Origin of the sequence: Bradyrhizobium sp. cir1, assembly GCF_014198245.1 — a bacterium.
Classification (GTDB): Bacteria; Pseudomonadota; Alphaproteobacteria; order Rhizobiales; family Xanthobacteraceae; genus Bradyrhizobium.
The window spans coordinates 1-21960 of record NZ_JACIHE010000026.1; the positions used below are offsets into that span (position 1 = coordinate 1).

At 64.8% G+C, this 21960-nt stretch carries 19 protein-coding genes; 5 read left to right on the plus strand and 14 right to left on the minus strand.

Annotation, left to right across the window (positions count from 1 at the left end; genetic code table 11):
* Positions 1-223: 223 nt before the first annotated feature.
* Together GGD63_RS33535 and GGD63_RS33540 are read right to left on the minus strand one after the other, a co-directional pair.
* On the minus strand, positions 224-1327 hold the full coding sequence (locus GGD63_RS33535; RefSeq protein WP_183248560.1) for a hypothetical protein: 1104 nt from the start codon (positions 1325-1327) through the stop codon (positions 224-226).
* Positions 1327-2763 carry an MBOAT family protein gene (locus GGD63_RS33540; protein WP_183248562.1) on the minus strand — a complete coding sequence of 479 codons (1437 nt, stop codon included), beginning with the start codon at positions 2761-2763 and terminating at the stop codon, positions 1327-1329. Before GGD63_RS33540 ends, GGD63_RS33535 begins: the two co-directional genes overlap by 1 nt.
* 311 nt (positions 2764-3074) lie before the next feature.
* On the opposite strand from GGD63_RS33540, the gene GGD63_RS33545 reads away from it, so the two are divergent.
* The gene (locus tag GGD63_RS33545) at positions 3075-5174 is read left to right on the plus strand and encodes a S9 family peptidase (RefSeq protein ID WP_183248564.1); all 2100 of its coding nucleotides are present in this window, start codon (positions 3075-3077) and stop codon (positions 5172-5174) included.
* Positions 5175-5331: 157 nt separating this feature from the next.
* Here GGD63_RS33545 and GGD63_RS33550 read toward each other — a convergent pair whose 3' ends face one another.
* The 5 genes from GGD63_RS33550 to GGD63_RS33570 all read right to left on the minus strand — a co-directional run bounded on the left by GGD63_RS33550 (position 5332) and on the right by GGD63_RS33570 (position 10569).
* A complete protein-coding gene (locus GGD63_RS33550) occupies positions 5332-6051 on the minus strand; it encodes a ribonuclease activity regulator RraA (protein WP_183248566.1) in 720 nt (239 codons plus the stop codon).
* 135 nt (positions 6052-6186) lie between these two features.
* Complete coding sequence (gene araD / locus GGD63_RS33555; protein WP_183248568.1) at positions 6187-7923, minus strand: L-arabinonate dehydratase; 1737 nt, start codon at positions 7921-7923, stop codon at positions 6187-6189.
* Positions 7920-8780, minus strand: a complete 861-nt coding sequence (locus tag GGD63_RS33560; protein WP_183248570.1) for an ABC transporter permease — start codon at positions 8778-8780, stop codon at positions 7920-7922. Before GGD63_RS33560 ends, araD begins: the two co-directional genes overlap by 4 nt.
* A gap of 11 nt (positions 8781-8791) precedes the next feature.
* Positions 8792-9553: an ABC transporter ATP-binding protein gene (locus tag GGD63_RS33565; RefSeq protein ID WP_183248572.1), complete on the minus strand. Its 762-nt coding sequence runs from the start codon at positions 9551-9553 to the stop codon at positions 8792-8794.
* Positions 9553-10569, minus strand: a complete 1017-nt coding sequence (locus tag GGD63_RS33570) for an ABC transporter substrate-binding protein (RefSeq protein WP_183248574.1) — start codon at positions 10567-10569, stop codon at positions 9553-9555. The genes GGD63_RS33565 and GGD63_RS33570 overlap by 1 nt, the downstream gene beginning before the upstream one ends.
* A gap of 96 nt (positions 10570-10665) precedes the next feature.
* On the opposite strand from GGD63_RS33570, the gene GGD63_RS33575 reads away from it, so the two are divergent.
* Positions 10666-11370: a GntR family transcriptional regulator gene (locus GGD63_RS33575; protein WP_183248577.1), complete on the plus strand. Its 705-nt coding sequence runs from the start codon at positions 10666-10668 to the stop codon at positions 11368-11370.
* Position 11371: 1 nt separating this feature from the next.
* On the opposite strand, the gene GGD63_RS33580 is transcribed toward GGD63_RS33575, so the two are convergent.
* Positions 11372-13513 (minus strand): methyl-accepting chemotaxis protein, encoded by a 2142-nt coding sequence (locus tag GGD63_RS33580; RefSeq protein ID WP_183248579.1) that lies wholly within the window; start codon positions 13511-13513, stop codon positions 11372-11374.
* 387 nt (positions 13514-13900) lie between these two features.
* On the opposite strand from GGD63_RS33580, the gene GGD63_RS33585 reads away from it, so the two are divergent.
* Together GGD63_RS33585 and GGD63_RS33590 are read left to right on the plus strand one after the other, a co-directional pair.
* Entirely contained in the window at positions 13901-14320 is a 420-nt protein-coding gene (locus tag GGD63_RS33585) for a response regulator (protein WP_183248581.1), read from the plus strand.
* Complete coding sequence (locus GGD63_RS33590; protein WP_183248582.1) at positions 14298-17894, plus strand: PAS domain S-box protein; 3597 nt, start codon at positions 14298-14300, stop codon at positions 17892-17894. Before GGD63_RS33585 ends, GGD63_RS33590 begins: the two co-directional genes overlap by 23 nt.
* Positions 17895-18029: 135 nt before the next feature.
* Here GGD63_RS33590 and GGD63_RS33595 read toward each other — a convergent pair whose 3' ends face one another.
* Positions 18030-18665 carry a response regulator transcription factor gene (locus tag GGD63_RS33595; RefSeq protein ID WP_183248584.1) on the minus strand — a complete coding sequence of 212 codons (636 nt, stop codon included), beginning with the start codon at positions 18663-18665 and terminating at the stop codon, positions 18030-18032.
* 149 nt (positions 18666-18814) lie between these two features.
* On the opposite strand from GGD63_RS33595, the gene GGD63_RS33600 reads away from it, so the two are divergent.
* Positions 18815-19135 carry a hypothetical protein gene (locus GGD63_RS33600; protein ID WP_183248586.1) on the plus strand — a complete coding sequence of 107 codons (321 nt, stop codon included), beginning with the start codon at positions 18815-18817 and terminating at the stop codon, positions 19133-19135.
* 18 nt (positions 19136-19153) lie between these two features.
* Here GGD63_RS33600 and GGD63_RS33605 read toward each other — a convergent pair whose 3' ends face one another.
* From GGD63_RS33605 to GGD63_RS33625, 5 genes are all read right to left on the minus strand, one after another.
* Positions 19154-19657, minus strand: coding sequence for a response regulator (locus GGD63_RS33605; RefSeq protein ID WP_183248587.1), 504 nt, complete (start codon positions 19655-19657; stop codon positions 19154-19156).
* Between the two features lie 140 nt (positions 19658-19797).
* Positions 19798-20115, minus strand: a complete 318-nt coding sequence (locus GGD63_RS33610; RefSeq protein ID WP_011083221.1) for a hypothetical protein — start codon at positions 20113-20115, stop codon at positions 19798-19800.
* Positions 20116-20117: 2 nt separating this feature from the next.
* Complete coding sequence (locus GGD63_RS33615; protein ID WP_183248589.1) at positions 20118-20996, minus strand: protein-glutamate O-methyltransferase CheR; 879 nt, start codon at positions 20994-20996, stop codon at positions 20118-20120.
* A gap of 62 nt (positions 20997-21058) precedes the next feature.
* Entirely contained in the window at positions 21059-21445 is a 387-nt protein-coding gene (locus GGD63_RS33620; RefSeq protein ID WP_018321619.1) for a response regulator, read from the minus strand.
* 32 nt (positions 21446-21477) lie between these two features.
* Positions 21478-21948: a chemotaxis protein CheW gene (locus GGD63_RS33625; RefSeq protein WP_183248591.1), complete on the minus strand. Its 471-nt coding sequence runs from the start codon at positions 21946-21948 to the stop codon at positions 21478-21480.
* Positions 21949-21960 lie beyond the last annotated feature (12 nt).

Genomic DNA, 21960 nt, shown 5'->3' on the forward strand with positions numbered 1-21960 from the left:
GCGGATAATCTGGCTCACGGACGGCTCCTGTGAATGGGTGTGTGACAACCTCATTCTGGCACACCTGATGCCGTAGGGGGCCGTCCACACCATCAGCCACAGGAAGTGGTTTGACGAAGACTCGGAGTTACCAGCTCGCGCGACAACCTCTCCCTGGGAGTATGGGTCCCGGATCTGCGCGCGCTTGAGGCGCGCTTGTCCGGGACGACAGCAGAGTGTTTGGCTACGGCGTCGGCGCGCGATATGCCTCGACCTGCGCCTTCAGCTCATTCAGCGACTTTAGCGGCGCTTTCGGGTCGACGCGGTACTCCCCGCTCGCCAGCCACTTCAGCACCATCGCGTCTACCGTCGGCGAATGGTGGATGACGTCGCTGTAATTATCGAGATCGTGGGTGACCTGCTTGATCGCGCGGAAGTCATGCAGGCGGACGTTGGGCAGCTGCGTCAATCGCTGCGCGATATGCGCCGTGAGATCGGTGACGATCTTCAGCGTCTCCGGCGAGGCATCGCGCATCGCGACGAATTGCAGGATCGAATAGGGCGGGAAGTAGACGTCGAAGGTCACGTCCGGATGGCGCGTGATGAGACCGACGGCATCCTGTTGGAAATGCCGGACCATGGCCTCATAGCCGTAGCCTTCGCCGAGGAAACGGCTGCGAACGGGACTCGTGATGTAGGCGAAGGCGGCGAGCGTCTTCTCCGCATTGTAGGTGCGCGCAATGTCGAAATTCCGCGGCAGCGCGTAGATGTCGTCGACCTCGGACAGCGCGAACTTGACGGGGAGAAACGGCGCCGCGCGAGCGAGCGGTTGCTGCAATGGCGGGATCGACCGCAGCAGCGCGAACAGCGATTCCTTCGCCATCGCCGCGCTGAAGACGTAGGACGCAATCCCCTTGGCCGTCCCGCGATAGAGATCGACGGACAGATATGGGTCGGTCTCGATATCAGCCGCATCGACGAAGCTGAAATCGTCCATCGCCCAGACCACGCGCCGAGCGCCGCGCTCGATCGCCTGCTCCAGCACGAAGGCCTGCTGGCGCGAGTTGGAGCCGGTCATCGCCAGCTTGAGCGAGCGGACGCCGAGCGCACGATCGATGTCGCTCTGGCGGAAATGGATCGCGAGCGAGGTACCCATGAAGGCGGTGTCGAAGGACTGGCTGCGGATCAGCCCGGCATTCTGCACGCGCGTGTCGTCGGAGTAGAACGCGAGTCGCGAGGGGCGAAACAATTGCAGGGGATCGACGACGTAGGTGAGCGCTGCTGCACCCAGCAGGCACACCCCGCTGGCAAGGAGAAGACGCTTCAGGCTGGTGAACGATCCGCGCATCAGAACCGGAAATAAATGAATTCGCTGTGGCTCTGGATGCCCAGGATGCCGAACGCGAGCACCAGCGACGCCGCATAGAGGACCAGCGGCCGCATGCGCCCTGCCCGCAAGCTCTCACCGACCCGGCGGTTGCCGTGATCGTAGCCCATGATCTCTTGCGTGTTCGGCGCCAGCCACACCAGCGCGGCATAGACCACGACCTGCACCAGTGCGGCGATCTCCTCGCGGCCGAACACGATGTTCGCGGGATCAGCCATCGCATGCAGAACCCGCAGCGCCCAGGCGACGCTCTCGGCCCGGAAGAACACCCAGGCGATGACGACGGCGAGGAACGTCAGCACGGCTCCAAGGATGCGCCCCGGCCGTGCCAGCAGCGAGGGAACGTTCGGCACCAGCGCGTTGAACGCGTGATTGATGCAGAGATAGGCGCCATGCAGCGCGCCCCACACCACGAACGTCCAGGCGGCGCCATGCCAGAGCCCGCCGAGCAGCATCGTGATCATCAAATTGACGTAGCGCAGCACCCGGCCGCGGCGGTTGCCGCCGAGCGGGATGTAGAGATAGTCGCGCAGGAACTGCGACAGCGTCATGTGCCAGCGCCGCCAGAACTCGACGATGCTGAAAGCCTTGTAAGGCGAGTTGAAGTTGACGGGCAGGAAGATGCCGAACATCAGCGATATGCCGATCGCCATGTCGGAATAGCCGGAGAAGTCGAAATAGAGCTGGAAGGTGTAGGCTAGCACGCCACACCAGGCCTGGTCGAAGCTCGGCGAGCGCGCCTCGAAGGCGAGCGCGACCATCGGCTGGATGCCGTCGGCAAGGCAGGTTTTCTTGAACAGGCCGATCGCGAAGATGATGATGCCGCACAGGATCAGATGCGCATCGGGGCGCTTTGAGTCCTCGTGCTCGAATTGCGGGATCATGTCCTTGTGGTGAAGGATCGGTCCCGCGATCAGATGCGGGAAATAGGTCACGAACAGCGCGTAATGCGGCAAGGCGTACCGCGCGACCTGGCCGCGATACGCGTCCACCAGGAACGCGATCTGGGTGAAAGTGTAGAAGGATATGCCGACCGGCAGCAGGATGTGGACTGCGAGGTGCGTGCCGAACACCGCATTGATGTTGTCGGCGGCAAAGCCCGCATATTTGAAGATGCCGAGCACGAGGAGATCCCCGGCGAGGCCGCATGCGAGCGCCGCCTTGCGTTGCATGGGGGCGAGCTCCGCCACGATCAGGAGGTGGCCGACGCCGTAATTGAAGGCGATCGAGATCAGCAGCAGGGCCACGAACTGCCAGCCGCCGATCGCATAGAAGGTGATCGAAGCCAGCGCCAGCCAGACCACCGGTGTCAGATTACTGCGCCGCCCAAGCCAGAAATAGCCGGCCAGCACAACCGGCAGGAACAGCAGGATGAACGGGTAGGAATTGAACAGCATCAGGCTGGACCGGCGGCGGGATATGAAGCCTAAAGCATACAAGGGGCGGATCAACAACCCGGCGACTTGGCGCAGTCCCGCTGGCAATCTGCGGAATCGGAACGATATAAGGGAACGCGCGCTGCATCTTCTCCCTCTCCCCGTTCTTACGGGGAGAGGGTCGGGGCGAGGGGCTCTCTCGACACGTGAGATATTCGAGAGACCTGTACCCCCTCACCCGGAATTTGCTCTCGCAAATTCCGACCTCTCCCCGCAGGCGGGGAGAGGTGAGGAGGAAGCGCCGCGCGAATACGTATTGAGATGAGGACCGAGTGACACAAGCCAAGACGCCTTCGAAGCCCCCCGTCGCCCCGCGCCGGCCGCATTCATTCACTCGGCACGGCATCACCGTGACCGACGACTATGCCTGGCTGAAGGACGAGAAATGGCAGGAGGTGCTGCGCGACCCCAAAGTGCTCGATCCTGACATCCGCAAATATCTGGACGAGGAGAACGTCTACACCGAGAGCCTGCTCGGCCATACCGCGTCACTGCAGAAGACGCTGGTGCGCGAGATGCGCGGACGGATCAAGGAGGACGATTCCAGCGTGCCGTCGCCGGACGGTCCGTTCGCCTATTTCCGCAGGTTCCGCGAGGGCGGCCAGCACGAACTGTTCGGCCGCATGCCGCGCGACGGCGGCGAGGGCCATATCGTGCTCGACGGCGATGCGCTCGCAAAAGACCACAAATATTTCAAGTTCGGCGGCAGCCGGCACTCGTACGATCACAAGCTGCAGGCCTGGAGCGCCGACACCAAGGGCTCGGAATATTTTTCGATCCGCGTGCGCGACTGGGCGACGGGCGAGGATCTCGACGATCTCGTCGAGGAGACCGACGGCGGCGTGGTCTGGGCCGCGGATGCTAAGTCCTTCTTCTATGTGAAGCTCGACGACAATCACCGGCCGATGCAGGTGTGGCGGCACAATCTCGGCACCAAGCAGGCCGATGACACACTGGTCTATGAGGAGCAGGATGCCGGCTGGTTCACCCATCTGCACGAGAGCACCAGCGGCCGCTTCTGCGTGATCGCGGGCGGCGACCATGAGACCTCGGAGCAGCGGCTGATCGATCTCGCCCATCCCGAGGCGCCGCCGCGCCTCGTCGCGGCACGCGAGGAAGGCGTGCAATATTCGCTCGCCGACCGCGGTGACGAGCTGTTCATCCTCACCAATGCCGATGATGCCATCGACTTCAAGATCGTCACCGCGCCGCTTAGCCAGCCCGAGCGCAGGAACTGGCGCGACTTGATCCCGTATCGGCCCGGCATCTACATCATCGACCTCGATCTCTATGCCGGCCATCTGGTGCGGCTGGAGCGCGCCAATGCGCTGCCGTCGATCGTGATTCGCGATCTCAAAACGAGCGAGGAGCACGCGATCGCCTTCGACGAGGCCGCCTATTCGCTCGACACCATGGGTTCCTACGAATTCGAGACGACGAATTTGCGCTTTGCCTATTCGTCGATGACGACGCCCTCGGAAGTCTACGACTACGACATGGCGAACCGAACACGCGTGCTGCGCAAGCGGCAGGAGATTCCGTCAGGCCATAACGCTGCCGACTACGTCACCACGCGCATCATGGCGAAGGCGCAGGATGGCGCCGAGGTGCCGGTCTCGATCCTCCATCGCCGCGGGCTCAAGCTCGACGGCACGGCGCCGCTGCTGCTCTACGGCTACGGCTCCTATGGCATGGCGATGCCGGCCTCGTTCAATGCCAACCGCCTGTCGCTGGTCGACCGCGGCTTTGTCTACGCCATCGCCCATATCCGCGGCGGCGCCGACAAGGGCTGGGGCTGGTATCTCGACGGCAAGCGCGAGAAGAAGACGAACAGCTTTGACGATTTTGCCGCCAGCGCCCGCGCGCTGATCGATGCGAAATACACCAGCGCCAAGCGCATCGTCGGCCATGGCGGCTCGGCCGGCGGCATGCTGATGGGCGCAGTCGCCAACCGCGCCGGCGAATTGTTCGCCGGCATCGTAGCCGAGGTGCCGTTCGTCGACGTGCTCAACACCATGCTCGACGACACGCTGCCGCTGACGCCGCCGGAATGGCCGGAATGGGGCAACCCGATCGAGAGCGAGAAGGATTTTCGCACCATCCTGTCCTACTCGCCCTACGACAATGTCGCAGCGAAGGACTATCCGGCGATCCTCGCCATGGGCGGCCTGACTGATCCGCGCGTCACCTATTGGGAGCCCGCCAAATGGATCGCGCGCCTGCGCGCCACCATGAGCGGCGGCGGCCCGGTTCTCCTGCGCACCAACATGGGCGCCGGCCACGGCGGCGCGTCAGGGCGTTTCGACCGGCTCGACGAGGTCGCGATCGTGTACGCGTTCGCGCTGTGGGCAGCAGGGATGGCGGAGGCCTGATCTTCTCCCTCTCCCCGCTTGCGGGGAGAGGGTTGGGGTGAGGGGGGTCTCCGCGGGGACGGCGATAGATGGATTCGCGGAGAGTCCCCCTCACCCGGAATCCGCGCTTTCAGCGCGCATTCCGGCCTCTCCCCGCACGCGGGGAGAGGCGAAGTGACTATCTCCCGTTCTTCTTCCGCCATTCCGCGAAATCGGTCAGCGTCTGCGGATCGGTCGCGGGATAAAGGCCGAAGATGCCGCGGCCCTTGCCAACTTCCTCGGTGACGAAATCCTCGAACGCGGTCATCTCGAAGGTCTCGCTGGCGATCTCGTCGGCGAGATGGGCGGGGATCACGATGACGCCGTCGGCATCGCCGAGAATGACGTCGCCGGGGAACACTGGCGCATCGCCGCAGCCGATCGGCACATTGATCTCGATCGCCTGGTGCAGTGTCAGATTGGTCGGCGCGGAGGGGCGATGGTGGTAGGCGGGAATGCCGAGCTTAGCGATCTCGGCGGAATCGCGAAAGCCGCCGTCGGTGACGACGCCGGCAACGCCGCGCTTCATCAGCCGCGTCACCAGGATCGCACCGGCCGAGGCCGCGCGCGCGTCCTTGCGGCTGTCCATGACCAGCACGGCACCGGGCGGGCAGTCCTCGACCGCCTTGCGCTGCGGATGGGAACGATCCTTGAAGACGTCGATGGTGTTGAGATCCTCGCGCGCCGGCATGTAGCGCAGCGTGAAGGCCTCGCCGACCATGGTCGGCTGGCCGGGGCCGACGGGGTGTACATCCTGGATCATCTGGATGCGCAGGCCGCGCTTGAACAGCGCGGTGGCGACGGTGGCAGTGGAGACGGATTTGAGCTTTGTGCGGGTGGCTTCGCTGAGTTTTGACATTGGCTGAGCTCTCTCGTTAGTCGTCATTCCGGGGCGCGCCACTTGGCGCGAGCCCGGAATCCATCAGGCGGCACAGACTGCGGCACGATGGATTCCGGGCTCATCGCTTCGCGATGCCCCGGAATGACAGGGTCATCAGTAAATCGACGGCTCGCCGATCGGCGCGCCGAAATCGGTCTCGAGGAAGTCGAAGTCGCAGCCGTCATTGGCCTGCTTGATGTGCTTGGTGAACATCCAGCCATAGCCGCGCTCGAAGCGGCGCTCGGGCTGCTTCCAGGCGGCGCGGCGCTTTGCAAGCTCGGCCTCGGGTACGTCGAGATTGATGGTGCGCGCGGCAACGTCGAGCGTGATGCGGTCGCCGTTCTGCACCAGCGCCAGCGGCCCGCCGATGTAGGATTCCGGCGAGACATGCAGGATGCAGGCGCCGTAGCTGGTGCCGCTCATGCGTGCGTCGGAGATGCGCACCATGTCGCGCACCCCCTGCTTCACGAGTTTTGTGGGGATCGGCAGCATGCCCCATTCCGGCATGCCCGGCCCGCCCTGCGGCCCCGCATTGCGCAGGATGAGGATGTGATCCTTGGTGACGTCGAGATCGGGATCGTCGACCGCCTTCTTCATCGAGGGATAGTCATCAAACACCAGCGCAGGTCCGGTGTGCTTGAGGAAGCGCGGCGCACAGGCGCTCGGCTTGATGACGCAGCCATCGGGCGCGAGATTGCCCTTGAGCACGGCGAGCGCGCCCTCCTTGTAGATGGGATCGTCGACCGAGCGGATCACGTCGGCGTTGTGGACCTCGGCGCCCTCGATGTTCTCGCCCAGCGTCTTTCCGGTGACGGTGATGCAATCGAGATGCAGATGTTGCTTGATTTGGCCCATCAGCGCCGGCAGGCCGCCGGCATAGAAGAAATCCTCCATCAGATAGGCATCACCGCTCGGCCGCACGTTGGCGATCACGGGCACCTTGCGGCTCGCGATCTCGAAATCGTCGAGACCGATGTCCTGCCCGGCGCGGCGCGCTTGCGCGATCAGATGGATGATGGCGTTGGTGGAGCAGCCCATCGCCATCGCCACCGCAATCGCGTTCTCGAAGGCTTTTCGAGTCTGGATCACCTTCGGCGTCAGATCCTCCCACACCATCTCGACGATGCGGCGGCCGCATTCACTGGCCATGCGGATGTGGTTGGCATCGGCGGCGGGAATCGAGGAGGCGCCGGGCAGCGTCATGCCGATCGCTTCCGCGATCGCGGTCATGGTCGAGGCGGTGCCCATGGTCATGCAGGTGCCGTAGCTGCGGGCGATGCCGGCCTCGATATCGAGCCAGTCCTTGTCGGAGATCTTTCCGGCGCGGCGCTCGTCCCAATATTTCCAGCCGTCCGAGCCGGAGCCGAGGGTCTTGCCCTTCCAGTTGCCGCGCAGCATGGGACCCGCCGGCAGATAGATCGCCGGGATGTTCATCGAGGTCGCGCCCAGCAGCAGCGCCGGCGTGGTCTTGTCGCAGCCGCCCATCAGCACCACGCCGTCGACAGGATGGCTGCGCAGCAGCTCCTCGGCGTCCATCGCCAGCAGGTTGCGATAGAGCATGGTGGTCGGCTTGAGCAGCGATTCCGACAGCGACAGCGCCGGCAATTCCAGCGGCAGGCCGCCGGCCATCAGGATGCCGCGCTTGACGTCATCGACGCGCGACTTGAAGTGCATGTGGCAGGGCTGCGCATCCGACCAGGTGTTGAGGATCGCGATGATCGGCCGGTCCTTCCACTCCTCCGGGGCATAGCCCATCTGCATGGCGCGGGAGCGGTGGCCGAACGAGCGCAGATCGTCGGGCGCGAACCAGCGCGCGCTGCGGAGCTGGTCGGGTGTTTTCTTCTTGGTCATGATTGGGTGCCCCATTTCTGCACGGTGTTCCGCTCGATGGCGCGGAAGATCAGGTTCTCGACAAAGAGCCCGATGATGATCACCGTCAAGAGGCCTGCGAAGACCGCAGGTATGTCGAGGAGGTTGCGGTTCTCGAAGATGAACCAGCCGAGCCCGCCTTGCCCTGAGGACACGCCGAACACCAGCTCGGCTGCGATCAGCGTGCGCCAGGCAAAGGCCCAGCCGATCTTGAGGCCGGCGAGGATCGAGCCGAAGGCGGCGGGTATGAGGATCTTCGCCACATAAGGCAGCCCGCGCAGGCCGTAGTTGCGCCCGACCATGCGCAGCGTGTTGGACACGCTCTTGAAGCCGGAATGGGTGTTGAGCGCGACCGGCCACAGCACCGAATGGATCAGCACGAAGACGAGGCTGCCATTGCCGAGTCCGAACCAGATCAGCGCCAGCGGCAGCAGCGCAATCGCCGGCAACGGATTGAACATCGCCGTGACCGTCTCGAGGAAATCGGTCCCGATGCGAGTCGAGATGGCGAGGATCGTGAAGATCGCGGCCAGCACGATGCCGGCCGAATAGCCCATGAACAACACTTTGAGCGAGGTCCAGGCGCGCATGGGAATGGTGCCGTCCTTGACGCGGTCGTAGAGCGTGGCGATTGTGTCGTGCAGCGTCGGGAACAGCAGCGGATTGTCGAGCGTGACGCCGTAAGCTTCCCAGACTGCGGCCAGGAACAGGATGATGACGGTCTTGCGGACAAAACCGTCGTTCCAGAGCAACTCGGCCACGCTCAGCTTGCGCTCGACCTCATCCGCGCCGCTGGCGGCAACAGGCGCATCACGTAGCAAGATTCTCGCTTCGCCCACAAACGACTCCCTCAATGCGCCGTTGCTTCGCCGGCGAACAGGAGATCGTGGATCTCTTTCTCCAGCCGGCCGGCGCCGCCGTCTTCGTTCGAGACCTTGTCGACATCGACCACCTCGGCCTTGACGCGACCGGGATGCGGCGACAGCAGCAGGATGCGGTTGCCGATGCGGATCGCCTCCGCGATCGAGTGGGTCACGAACAGCACGGTGAATTTGGTCTCGCTCCAGAGCTGGAGCAGCTCGTCCTGGCAGGTCCGGCGCGTCAACGCGTCGAGCGCGGCGAACGGCTCGTCCATCAACAAAATGTCCGGCTCCATCGCCATGCCGCGCGCGATCGCGACGCGCTGCTTCATGCCGCCGGAGAGCGTGTGCGGATAGGCATCGACCACGCGGGTGAGGCCGACCTTCTCGATATAGGCCCGCGCCTTCGCCTCGGCGTCCTTGCGCGACAGTTTGCGCGCGGTGAGCAGCGGAAACATGACGTTGGCCAGCACGCTCTTCCAGGGCAGCAGCTGGTCAAATTCCTGGAAGATCATCATGCGATCCGCGCCCGGACCGTGGATCTCGCGATCGCCGATCGTCATGCGGCCCTCGCTCGGGCTCATATAGCCGCCGACAGCCTTGAGCAGCGTCGACTTGCCGCAGCCGGACGGTCCGAGCAGCACGAAGCGATCGGACTTGTCGACCGTAAAACTCACCCTTTCCGTGGCGGTGACGACGGCGCTGGAGGTCTTGTAGCGCAGGGTCACGCCGCTGACGTCGAGCAGCGCCATCAGTTGCCTTTCAGGTCATGCGCGACGGGAAGATAGTAATCCGTCCAGGCCTTGGGCTGGTTCTTCAGCGTGCCGGTCTTGTAGAGATGGGCCGCGAACTTCATCGTGCCCTGCGGCTCGAGATTCCACTCCATCATGCCGGGTTCCTTCAGGAGATCGAGCAGCTCTTCCACCGAGGTCTTGTCGCCGGTGATCTCCTTGTAGATCTCGACGGCCTGCCTGGTGTCGCTGCGGATCAGGTCCTGCGCTTCCTTGGTGGCATCGCGCACGGCCTGGATGATCTTCGGATTGGCGTCGGCGAATTTGGTCGTAGTGAAGAACTGCGCCTGGCTGAGGGGCCCACCCATCACGTCCGGCGATGACAGCACGACATGCGCGCCCGGCACGTTCTTCAGCTCCAGGAAGGTGAAGGGCGGGATCGAGAAATGGTTGTGCACCTCGTGCTTGGGATTGGCGAGCGCCGCATAGGCGTCGGGATGACCGAGCTGCACGGTGTTGACGTCGAGCTTCGACCATTGGTCGGCGCCGAACGCCTCGGCGGCCGCGATCTGCAGCACGATGGCCTGGGTCGAGACCTTCACGGTCGGCACCGCGATCTTGTCGGCGGGGCCGAAATCCCTGATCGACTTGATGTTGGCATCGCGGCTGATCAGCGTCATCGGCTGCGCCGAGGTCGCGACAATGCCCTTCACGCCGCCACGGGTGCGATCCCACAGCAAGAGAAGATTGCCGGTGCCGGTGTTGAGGATGTCGACGCCGCCGGCGAGCAGCGCGTCGGTCTGCGCGCCGCCGCCGGAGAAGGTGATCCATTTGGTGGTGACGCCTGCTACGCCGAGGGAAGCTGCGTGCTTCTCGATCAGCTTCAGCTTCTCCATGATGTGGCTCGGCATGTAGAAAATGCCGGGCTGGCGCGACAGCGCGATCTCGGATTTCTGCTGCGCATGCGCCGCGGGCGCGAAGAGTGCGGCGGCGATCACGGCGGCGGCCGCAAGCTGGCTGCGAAGATGCTCGATCATTGTTGTGTGTTTCCTCCGGGTGCGCATCGGGCTGCGTTGACCCTGCTGATGCACTAATATATTAGTGCATCAAAGGCAAGCCCGCTGGGACCCGACATGGAAGCAGCCCATACCGCGACGTCTCGACCCGCCCGGCTCGACCGCGCCCGTCAGGCCGCGCCGCAGGTGTTCGAACGGCTGCGCAATGCGATCATCGCCCTGGAGCTGCCGCCGGGTGCGCCGCTGTCGCGCGCCGAGCTCGCCGGCCAGTTCGGCGTCAGCTCGACGCCGGTGCGCGATGCCCTGATGCGGCTCGAGGAAGAAGGACTGGTCGACGTGTTTCCGCAGCACGCGACCGTGGTCAGCCGGATCGACATCGGCCGCGCCCAGCAGGCGCATTTCCTGCGTCAGGCACTGGAGCTGGAGATCGTCAGGCTGCTCGCCGAGAAGCACGACGACGCCCTGATCATGCGCCTCGACCACGCCATCGCCCTCCAGCAGCAATTCGCGAAGGCCGGCGACTTCGAAGCCTTCATGGCCGGCGATAACGACTTCCACGCCCAGCTTTACGCGGCCGCCGGCAAGGAGGAACTCTGGGCGCTGGTGCGCAGCCGCAGCGGACATATCGACCGGCTGCGGCGGCTGCATCTGCCCTCACCCGGCAAGGCCCAGAACATCGTGCGCCACCACAGGCTGATCACGCGTGCGATCGAGGCGGCGGATGCCGATGCCGCGCAACAGCATCTGCGTAAGCATCTGTCGGGCACGCTCAGCGAGCTCGACAAGATCCGGAGCCACCATCCGGAGTATTTGACGGATTGAGCTAGGCCGCGTCGCGGCCGCTGCGCCGTTCCATCGGACCAGTGCGCAGCCTGAGGAAGAAGGCCTGGACCTCGGTGGCGAGGCGTTCGGCCGCCCCCGAGACGTGGTTCGCGGCCCCCATCACGTCGTCGGCCGAGCGGTTGGTTTCCGCGATGGCGCCGGAGACGGTACCGATGCTGCTTGCCAGCGTCTGCGTTCCGGACGCCGCCATCTGGACGTTCTGCGAGATCTCGCGCGTCGCCGCACCCTGCTCTTCCACCGCGCTGGCGATCGCCGCGGTCACCTCGTCGATCCGGCGCATGGCGGTTGCGACCTCCTTGACGGCGGCGACCGCGCTGCCGGTCGAGTTCTGGATCGCGGCAACGTGCTGGGCGATCTCCTGCGTCGCATTGCGGGTCTGGTCGGCCAGCGCCTTGACCTCGGACGCGACCACGGCAAAGCCGCGACCGGCCTCGCCGGCGCGCGCGGCCTCGATGGTGGCGTTGAGCGCCAGCAGGTTGGTCTGGGCCGCGATCGCCTGGATCAGATCGACCACCGAGCTGATGCTCTGCGCGGCTTGCGCGAGCCCCTCGATCTCGCTTTCCGAGCGCGCGGTCACCTCGCCCGCGGAGCGCACGGTCTTGTTGGACAGTTCGATCTGCCGGCCGATCTCGACGATGGAGCTCGCCAATTGCTCGGCCGCCGCGGCGACGGTCTGGACGTTGACAGCGGTCTGTTCGGAGGCGGTCGCTGCGGACGCGGCCTGGTTCGTCGCATGGTTGGCGATGCCGCCGAGGCTCTCTGCGGTCTGCCGCATGGTGCCCGCATTCTCGCCGACCAGCGCGAGCAGGACGTGCGAGGTCGCGCGAAACTCCTCGACCGCGTCCTCCATGTTGCGGTTGGCCGCTTCGCGCGCTTCCGCCTCGCGCGCGAGAGACGCCGCCGTCTGCTGCTGGGCGATCACATTGTCGCGGAATCTGGCCACCGCCTGCGAGACCACGCCGATCTCGTCGCCACGCTCGGCCGTCCTGAATTCGACACTGGTGTCGCCGCCGGACAGGCGCGCGGAATCGCCCACCAGCTCAACGATCGGACGGGTGATGGAGCGCGCAACCAGGATCGCAATCGTCGTCCCGAGCGCAAGCCCCGCGGCGAGCAGGATCCATTGCAGCAGCAGCAATCGCTCGACCGCATCGGCCACGTTGCGGGCGTCGTCGGCGAGCTTCGACTGCTGGTCGCTCTTGAGACCGCCCGAGCGCTTGCCGTCGGCGTCCTTACGGCCGTCGAGCAGATCGAGGATCCGCGCGGCGCGCGGCGCGGCCTCGGTGGACAGGATGAAGACCGGCATATTCCATTGCGGCGTCTGGCGGATTGCGAAGATCATCTGCGGCAGCGGGGTGAAGGCCTCGTTCGCCTTGACGATGGCCCGGTATGCAGTCGCCTGCCGTTCGGTGAGCAGATCCGCCTGGGTGCCGACCGATGCGAGCGCGCCCCTGAAGGTCGCCAGCGGCTTTTCGAACTTGTCACGATCGGCAGCCTCGCCCGAGGCCACGTACAGGCGCAATTGCGATCCCGCCGCGGCAAGATTGCCGCGGACGTCGGCGAACGTCTTGAGCAGGCGCTTGCGCTGCGGCGTCGCCTCCAGCGCCTCCTCCTCGTCGATCATCGCGGTGATCTCGGCAAACATGGTCGCGATCAGGGGCGCGGCCTCTTTGGCCAGGAGCTCGCTCGCCGGATAGGCCGACGGGGTGAAGGCGGCGGACTCGGCCTTGTCCTGGGCCTGGCGGAATTCCGCGATCAGCGCCCTGGCTTCGCTCCAGTTGGTCTTGTTCTGGGAGCTGGAAAAGCCCTCCGCCATGCGGTCGACTGCGGCGGCGGTGCGATCCAGCTCGGCCCAGACTGCGGCCCGGTCGCGCTTGCCCTGCGCATCGCCGGTCAGCAGATAGCCGCGCAGCGTCGAAAGCGTGGAATAGAGATTACCGACCAGCTCCGTGCTCGCGATCGCGACCGGCGCCCGCTGATCCACGACCGCCCTGATCCGCGACGAAATGTCCGAGACGGCGGCAACGGTGTAGATCACGGTCGCGGCGAGCAGGCCACAGATCAACGCAAAGCCGCCGAGCAGCCGGGCGCGAATTCCGGTGTTCGCGATCGATTTGAACATGAGAGGTCTCGTGGTGATGGGGGCCGACTTGATCGGTTGCCAGAATGCGGAAATGAAATGCGCGAAATGCTGATACGGAAACTATCGGAGATTGTAGTCCGCGGTCTTTAATTCATAGTGAAGGCTCGGATCCCGCACAACTACGGCGAGAATAATATCTCCTGTTTCTGGAATGGGTTACGGGCATTTGGAACCAGAGCTCGAATTCATATGCACGCAAGAGTGCGTATGATCTACAAGGGCATTGCCTCCCGGCGCCGCCAGGAAAGGCCATCGCAGCAAACGCGAGGCGCTTGCGGGGCGGACAGAATCCGCGCAACAATTTCGTATTTGTTGCTTTGATTTGGGGTCGCTGGAACGTCCCGTGCGCCCCGGAGGATTTCAGACATGGCCAACATCCTGATCGTGGATGACGACCCGGCCGTGCAGATCACGATCCGGCTGCTTCTGGAAAGGGCCGGCCATCACGTTACTGTCGCCGGCGACGGCTACAAGGGACTTGCGCTGTTCGAGGCCAGCCCGTTCGACCTGCTGTTTCTCGACATCTTCATGCCCGGCATGGATGGGCTGGAGACGATGCGCCACATCCGGGCGCTGGCCCCAGACATTCCGATCATCGTCATTTCCGGGCGCTCGATCACACCGGACGCCTATGCGGAACCGGATTTCCTGAAAATGGCGACCAAGCTCGGCGCAGTGGCGAGCCTTCAGAAGCCGTTCCGGCCCGACGCGCTGCTCGCCGCGGTCGACGGCTGCCTGAAGGCGGGCGAGCCGGAAGAATCCGATGTCAACTCCGGCCGCCGATGACGAGCCCCTCCTCTCTGCACCGGACCGGAGCAAGCTCCGCCGTCCGGCAAGTCCTGCGAACATCCGCATGACGCTCGCAACGCGGCTAGCCATCGCGATGATCCTTCTGGTGGCGGTGACCGTCGCCGCCGTCGGCTGGCTGGGCTATCGCAACACCACACAAGCGGTCATTCCGCGAGTCCTGGAGCGGGTCGAGGCCCAGTCACGCCTGCTGGCCGCCAATCTCGAATCCTACGTTGCCGGCGCTCGCGGCGATTTGACCGGCTATCGCTCCGCCGCAGCCATCAACGGCCTGATCCGCGCTCACCTCGGTGGGGGCATTGACGCTTCCGACGGCGTTTCGGAGCAAACCTGGCGCGAGCGCATCACGGCGCGATTCGTAGCCGAGATCGAGGCCAAGCCCAGCTATGGGCAGTTTCGCATCATCGGTCTCGGCGATAGCCAGCGCGAGCTGGTCCGCGTCGATCGCTCCGGCCCGAATGGAACAGTACGGATCGTCCCCGACAGCGAACTGGAGCACAAGAGCGAGCGAACCTATTTTCAGGAAACGATACGGCTGGCACCCGGCGAGATTTACGTCTCGCCCATCGATCTTGCCACCCGCCAGGGCGGTACGATGGACCTCCACATTCCGACTCTACGCGTCGCGACGCCCCTGTTCACGTCGGACGGCAAGCCGTTCGGGATCGTCATCGCCAATATCGACATGCGTCCGGCGCTCGACCGCGTCCGCTCGACCACGAGTTCGGGAGGAGAGATATACGTCGTGAATTCGCGCGGCGACTATCTCGTCCATCCCGACCGCACGCAGGAATTCGGCTCGTTGCGCGGACATCCCTCCGATTGGCGCAAGGACTTTCCGTTCTTCTCGGCGCTGGCGGGCACGCCGGACGTCGCCACGCGGCTTACAACCGATGAGTCAGGCCGGCCGAGCGGCGCGGCGATCGCGCCGACGCTGCTCGCGGGCAAGGAGTGGGTCGCCATCGTCGTGACCGTTCCTCCGTCAGTCTTCGGTCGCGTGCCGGCCGCCATTCAAAAGACGTCCCTTCTCGTCGGCGTGCTTGCCGTGCTCGCCGCAGCCTCACTTGCGGTGCTGCTGGCGCGCTCATTGACCCGTCCGATCGGGCGCCTGACCGCGGCGGTGGAGGCAATCGGCAGCGGACGGGCCGCGGACATTCCCGTCGATGCTGGCGGGGAGACCGGCGTGCTGGCGCGGGCTTTTGCCCGGATGGTCGAGGAGACGCAGGCGAAGACGGCCGCGCTCGAACGCGAGGTCCGGGAGCATCGCCGCACCGAGGCGGCACGAAGACATCATGAGGCGCGCGAGCAATTGTTCAGCGCGGCCGTCGAATCATCCGACGATGCGATCGTCATGCAATCGCTCGATGCCGTCATCACGGGTTGGAATCCCGCCGCCGAACGGCTCTATGGCTATGCAGCGAGCGAAGCAATCGGGCAATCCACTGCTATCATCGTGCCGCCCGACCGTCGCGAGCAAGGCAAGGACTATCTGCTACGGATAGCCCGAGGCGAGCTGATCGAGCGCTTCGAGACGGTGCGGCTGCGCAAGGACGGCACGCCGGTCGAAATCTCGCTCAGCCTTTCGCCGATCAGGGGCGCCACAGGCGAGATCATCGGCGCCTCCGGCTCGGCGCGCCGCCTCACCGACGCGCGGCGGACCGAGCGGGCGCTGCAACAGCAGCTCGAGGAGCGGCGACAGCTTTTCGACGCCTCGCAGGACCTGATCATGATCATGAACTCGCGGGGCCATGTCGTGCAGATCAGCCCGAGCTGCGAGGTCATTCTCGGCTACCGGCCCGACGAGATGATCGGCAGCAGCGGCGCAGATTTCATCCATCCCTCGCATCTCGAGCGATCCCGCGCGGAGATGCGCGCGCTCAGGCGCGGCGAGCACCCGAAGCTCGCCGACACCCGCTGCATCCACAAGGATGGGCGCGAGGTCTGGCTGTCCTGGCTCGGCAACTGGTCCGACCAGGCCAGGCGCTTCTTCTTCGTCGGGCGTGACATGACCGAGGCGAGGCTCGCGGAAGAATCCCTGCGCGAGAGCGAGCAGCTCGCGCGCAACATCGTCGAGACCGCACTCGACGCCTTCGTCCAGACCGACGAGCGCAGCATCATCCTGAACTGGAGCTCGCGGGCCGAAGAGCTGTTCGGCTGGCGCCGCGACGAAGCGCTGGGCCGCAGTTCAATCGATCTCATCGTCGCTCCCGGTGAGCGTGAGAGGGTCAGGGAAGGCCTCGCGCGCTTCCTCGTTTCGAGGGACGGCCAGATGCTCAACCGCCGCCGCGAACTGATGTGCTGCCGCCGCGACGGCAAGGAATTCAAGGCCGAGCTGAGCGTCACTGCACTGAAGCGCCGCGAGGGCATCCTGTTCAACGTCTTCTATCGCGACCTTACCGACAAGATCGCGTCCGAGGAGCGCATCCGCCACGCCGACAAGATGGAGGCCGTCGGCCAGCTCACCGGCGGCGTGGCACACGACTTCAACAACATCCTCACCGTGATCACCGGGACGATCGAAATCCTCGGCGACGCGGTGGCCAAGGAGCCCGAGCTCGCGGCGATCACCAGGATGATCGACGAGGCGGCCGGACGCGGCGCCGAGCTGACCCAGCACCTGCTTGCGTTTGCACGCAAGCAGCCGCTGCAGCCGCGCGAGATCGACATCAACTCGCTGATCGTCGACACCGCAAAGCTGCTGCGGCCGACGCTGGGCGAGCAGATCCAGATCGAATCGGTGTTCGAGGACGAGAGCTGCGTGGCGATCGTCGATCCCAACCAGCTGACCACGGCGATCCTCAACCTCGCGCTCAATGCGCGCGATGCCATGCCCGACGGCGGCAAGCTGATCGTGGAGACGGGCGCGGCCTATCTCGACGAGGTCTATGCCAGCGTCAACGATATCAGGCCCGGCCACTACGTGCTGATCGCCGTGAGCGATACCGGCACCGGCATTCCATCCAACATGCTGGCGCGGGTGTTCGATCCTTTCTTCACCTCGAAGGGGCCGGGCAAGGGCACCGGGCTCGGGCTTTCCATGGTCTACGGCTTCATCAAGCAGTCCGCCGGCCACATCAAGATCTACAGCGAGGAAGGCCACGGCACCACGATCAAGATGTACCTGCCGCCGGGCAAGACCGCGACGGCGGTCGGCGACGGCGTGACGCCCGCGACGATCGAGGGCGGACACGAGACGATCCTGGTGGTCGAGGACGACCGCCTGGTGCGCGACTACGTGCTGGCGCAACTGCATGCGCTGGGTTACGTCACCCTGCAGGCCGCGAACGCCGCAGAGGCGCTCGCGATCGTCGCCGCCGGAAAGCCGTTCGACCTGCTGTTCACCGACGTCATCATGCCCGGCAAGATGAACGGGCGGCAGCTCGCCGACGAGCTGATGAAGACGCGCCAAGATCTCAAGGTGGTCTACACCTCAGGCTATACCGAGAACGCGATCATCCATCACGGCCGGCTGGATTCCGGCGTCCTGCTGCTGGCAAAGCCCTATCGCAAGTCGGATCTGGCGCGGATCATCCGCAAGGCGCTGAACGGGTGAGACCCCGTAGCCCGGATGAGCGAAGCGACATCCGGGACTCTGCGCCGGCGTTCCCGGGTATCGCGGAGCCTGTCATCGGGCGGCGCTTCGCGCCGACCCGTTGGCTCACCCGGGCTACGACATCTCGCGCAAAAGCTACGACGCGCGCTGGGCCGCGGTCATCACGATGCGGATCAGGTCGGCGGCGTTGCGCGCACCGAGCTTCTTCATGATGTTGGCGCGGTGGTCCTCGATGGTGCGCGGGCTGATGCCGAGGGTGCGGCCGGCTTCCTTGTTGGACGCACCGGAGGCGAACTGCTCGAGCACCTCGCGCTCCCTGCGCGTCAACGGCTCGCGGCCGGGGAAATGCAGCGAGCCGAATTTCGGCGACGCGTTCTCTGCCTGCCTGCGTGCATAGGCACCGATCGCCTCGTCGAGACGACCGACGATCTCACTGCCGCGGAACGGCTTCTCGATGAAGTCGAGCGCCCCGTTCTTGATCGCGCTCACCGCCATCGCGATGTCGCCCTGCCCGGAGATCATGAAGATCGGCGCCGGATAATCCTCGCCGTGCAACTCCCTCAGAATGTCGAGACCCGACTTTCCGGGAATGTGCACATCGAGCAGTATCGCAGCCGGTGTGCGGTTTCGCGCGACGGAGAGCAGCGCTGCGCCGTCCGCGAAACAGATCACTTCATAGCCCGCCGCCTTCAACACCATCGACAAGGTGTCGCGAACGGCAGGGTCGTCGTCGACCACGAAGATTTCACCGCGAGAGCTTTGTTCGGCCATGTGCCACATCCAGTTGGCATGAAGGACTCGCGTCCGCGCCTCCCGTTATGGCGTTCGGCGCGGATTCGGCCCACCCGTATTTGTACGGGACATGGACTTAACGCACAAGTAGCGGCAGGGTGCCTTATTGCGGGGGACGGAGAATATCCATGCTAAATTACGCAGGCACACCCCCGCTCGCCGCGATGGCTGACGCCGACAGCCGTCAGTTGATCGCAGCCGAACTTCGCTCTCTGATCGCGCGCATCGACCTCAGTATGCGTCTGATCGACGCGGCCATGACGCCGGAAGACATGACCCCCGAAGACATGGAGCCGAAGGACGACAGCGCTAGCGCGGGTTCCAACGAGATTTTCGTGCTCGACGACATCACGCCCCGTTTTGCCACGGCAAGCGCCGCCCTCAACGCCTGCCGGGCGGAACTCGACCACGCCCTGCAGCAGCTGTCGGAATCGGACAGTCCCGCGTAAGCCGCAATCGCGCGCAAGTCAGGCGCGGTGCCGCTCCACGATCGCGTCGGTCGCGACACCACCCCAGGTGTGGATCGCCGGCAGGCCCATCGCGGTCTTGCCGAGATTGGCGAGGCTGATGCGCAGGGCTGCGAGGTCGAGCGGCTTCGGCAGGCTCTGGAGCTCGATCCCGACCGAACGGGCAAAGCTGCGGGCGGCGCTGCGGCGCTTGCCGTCCATGCCGCTGATGACGATTACCGCACCGGCGAACTTCGCCTCGGCCATCTCGCGCAGCACGTCGATGCCGTCGCCATCCTCCAGCACGAGATCCAGCGTCACGCAGTCGAAGCGCGCGCCGCGGAGCTTTTCGATCGCCTCCGCCACCGACGGCGCCACGGTGACCTCGTGGCCGGCCTGCTTGGCCGCGACGGTGATCAGGCTGCGCTGGGTGGCGTCGTCATCGACGACGAGGAGCTGAAGCGCACGCCGCTCGGCGGCGTCGGGGAGGTTCGAGGTGGCGGGGGAGAGGGAACTTCTGGGCATTGCCGGATCCTGAGATTGAGACGGGCAATGGATACACGGCGCGCGCTTAGGCCACGTAAAGCCGCTGCGGCAAATTCATTCGGATGTTTCAGCAAATATAAAGCAACGTGGCGGAAAGCGCAGGCCGCGCCACGCGCCGGTCAGGCCGCCGCGTCGTGACCGCCGGCTGCGCCGCGCTTCTTGCGGTTCTTGCCGCGCAGGAACTGGATGTCCATTTCGGCGCCGTTGACCCGCACCAGCTCGCAGCGGCGGTAGGCAAGGCCGGTCGACGACAGCAGCAGGAAGAACTCCTTCAGGTTCAGCCCCTGGATCGAGCCTTCAACCGTCAGGATGGCATCGGTGTCGGAAATGGCGTTGAGCTTGCAGTCGCGACGCCAGGTGCCGTCGATGGCCATGATGCAGACATCATAGCCCCGGCTGAACGTCACGCGTTCGGCGCCCTTGCCATCCTCGGCCATGCCTATCGTCCTGCCATGACCGCCATGCGCGGCGCCGCGCCGGCAAGAGCCGGCTTGGCAACCGCCGCACGCGGATCGTTCGGCTTGTAGAGACCGCGCCGGTCCGGAAGCGGCCTGAACGTATCGGTCAATCCGACCACGGTTTCCGCCGCGCCAAGCACCAGGAAGCCATCGGGCTCGATCTGGCGCGCCAGGCGGTTGAAGATGTTGATCTTGGTGTCCTGGTCGAAATAGATCAGCACGTTGCGGCAGAAGATGACGTCGAACGTACCAAGCTGGGAGAAATCGTGCAGCAGGTTGAGCTGCCGGTGCTGGATCATCGCCCGCAATTCGGGATTGATCTGCCAGGTCTCTCCGGTCTGCTTGAAATACTTCACCAGCATCTGGATCGGCAGACCGCGCTGCACCTCGAACTGGCTGTAGACGCCGGCCTTGGCCTTCTCCAGCACTTCCTGCGACAGATCGGTCGCAATGATCTCGACGCGCCAGCCGGTGAGGGCCGCGCCCATCTCCTTCAGGCACATCGCCAGCGAATAGGGCTCCTGCCCGGTCGAGCCGGCGGCGCACCAGATCCGCACGCTGCGGCGGCCGGCGCGTGCCTTGATGACCTCCGGCATGATCGTGTCGCGGAAATGATCGAACGGGACCTTGTCGCGGAAGAAGAACGTCTCGTTGGTGGTCATGGCTTCGACCACGTCGGTGATCAGCGTGCGCGAGCCGGCTTGCAGCTTCTGCACGAGCTCGGCGATGCCGGAGAGCCCGGTCTTGCGGGCGAGCGGCAGCAGGCGGCTTTCGATCAGATATTGCTTGTCTGCGGACAGGTCGAGACCGGAATTATCCTTCAGAAACTTACGCAGATACTCGTACTCGGTCGGCGTCACGGATGGCCTCTCAGAAAGCTGCACTGGAACACTCTGGCCCAAACACTTTGGGCCAGACACACTCAGACCATGGCTTGTCCGACCGGGATCAAACCAACTTCAGCGAACTTGTCGGCGATAATGTCTTTGTCGAAGGGCTTCATGATGTACTCGTTGGCGCCGCCGCTGAGCGCCTGGGCGATATGAGCCACGTTGTTCTCGGTGGTGCAGAACACCACCTTGGGCTGGTCGCCGCCGGGCAGGCGGCGCATATGGCCCATGAACTCGAAGCCGTCCATGACCGGCATGTTCCAGTCGAGCAGCACCGCATCGGGCAACTGCCGCTGGCAGATCTCGAGCGCCTTCGAGCCGTCCTCGGCCTCGGTGACCTCGAACTCCAGGCCTTCCAGGATCCGGCGCGCAATCTTGCGTACGACGCTGGAATCATCGACCACCAAACACGTCTTCATTTTGGTTCTCCGGCTTCGATGTTTTCGTTGGCTCACGCTGCCATTTGCACTTTGGTTTCGAGCTCGAGGACGCGATCGACGTCGAGCACGACCATGAGCTGGCCGTCGAGGCGGTGGACGCCGCCGGCGAGCTTGGCCATGCGGGGGTCGAGGTTGACGGGGTTCTCTTCCATGCCGGCCTCGGGCAGGCGCAGCACTTCGCCGATCTGGTCGATCAGGAGGCCATAGGATTCACCGCGCAGGTCGACACCGACCGCCATCGGGGTCTTGCCGTCCTCGTCCCTGGGCAGGCCGAGACGCGAGCGCATGTCGACGACGGTGACGATGCGGCCGCGCAGGTTCAGCACGCCCGCGATCTCGCGCGAGGACAAGGGCACGCGGGTGACGCGCTCGGGCATGAACACGTCCTGGACGCGGGAGATCGGCAGGCCGAACAGCTGGCCGCCGATCATCGCGGTGACGTATTCGACCATGGCGCCTTCGCTGGACTGGGTCTTGCTCATCTGCGTTTCTCC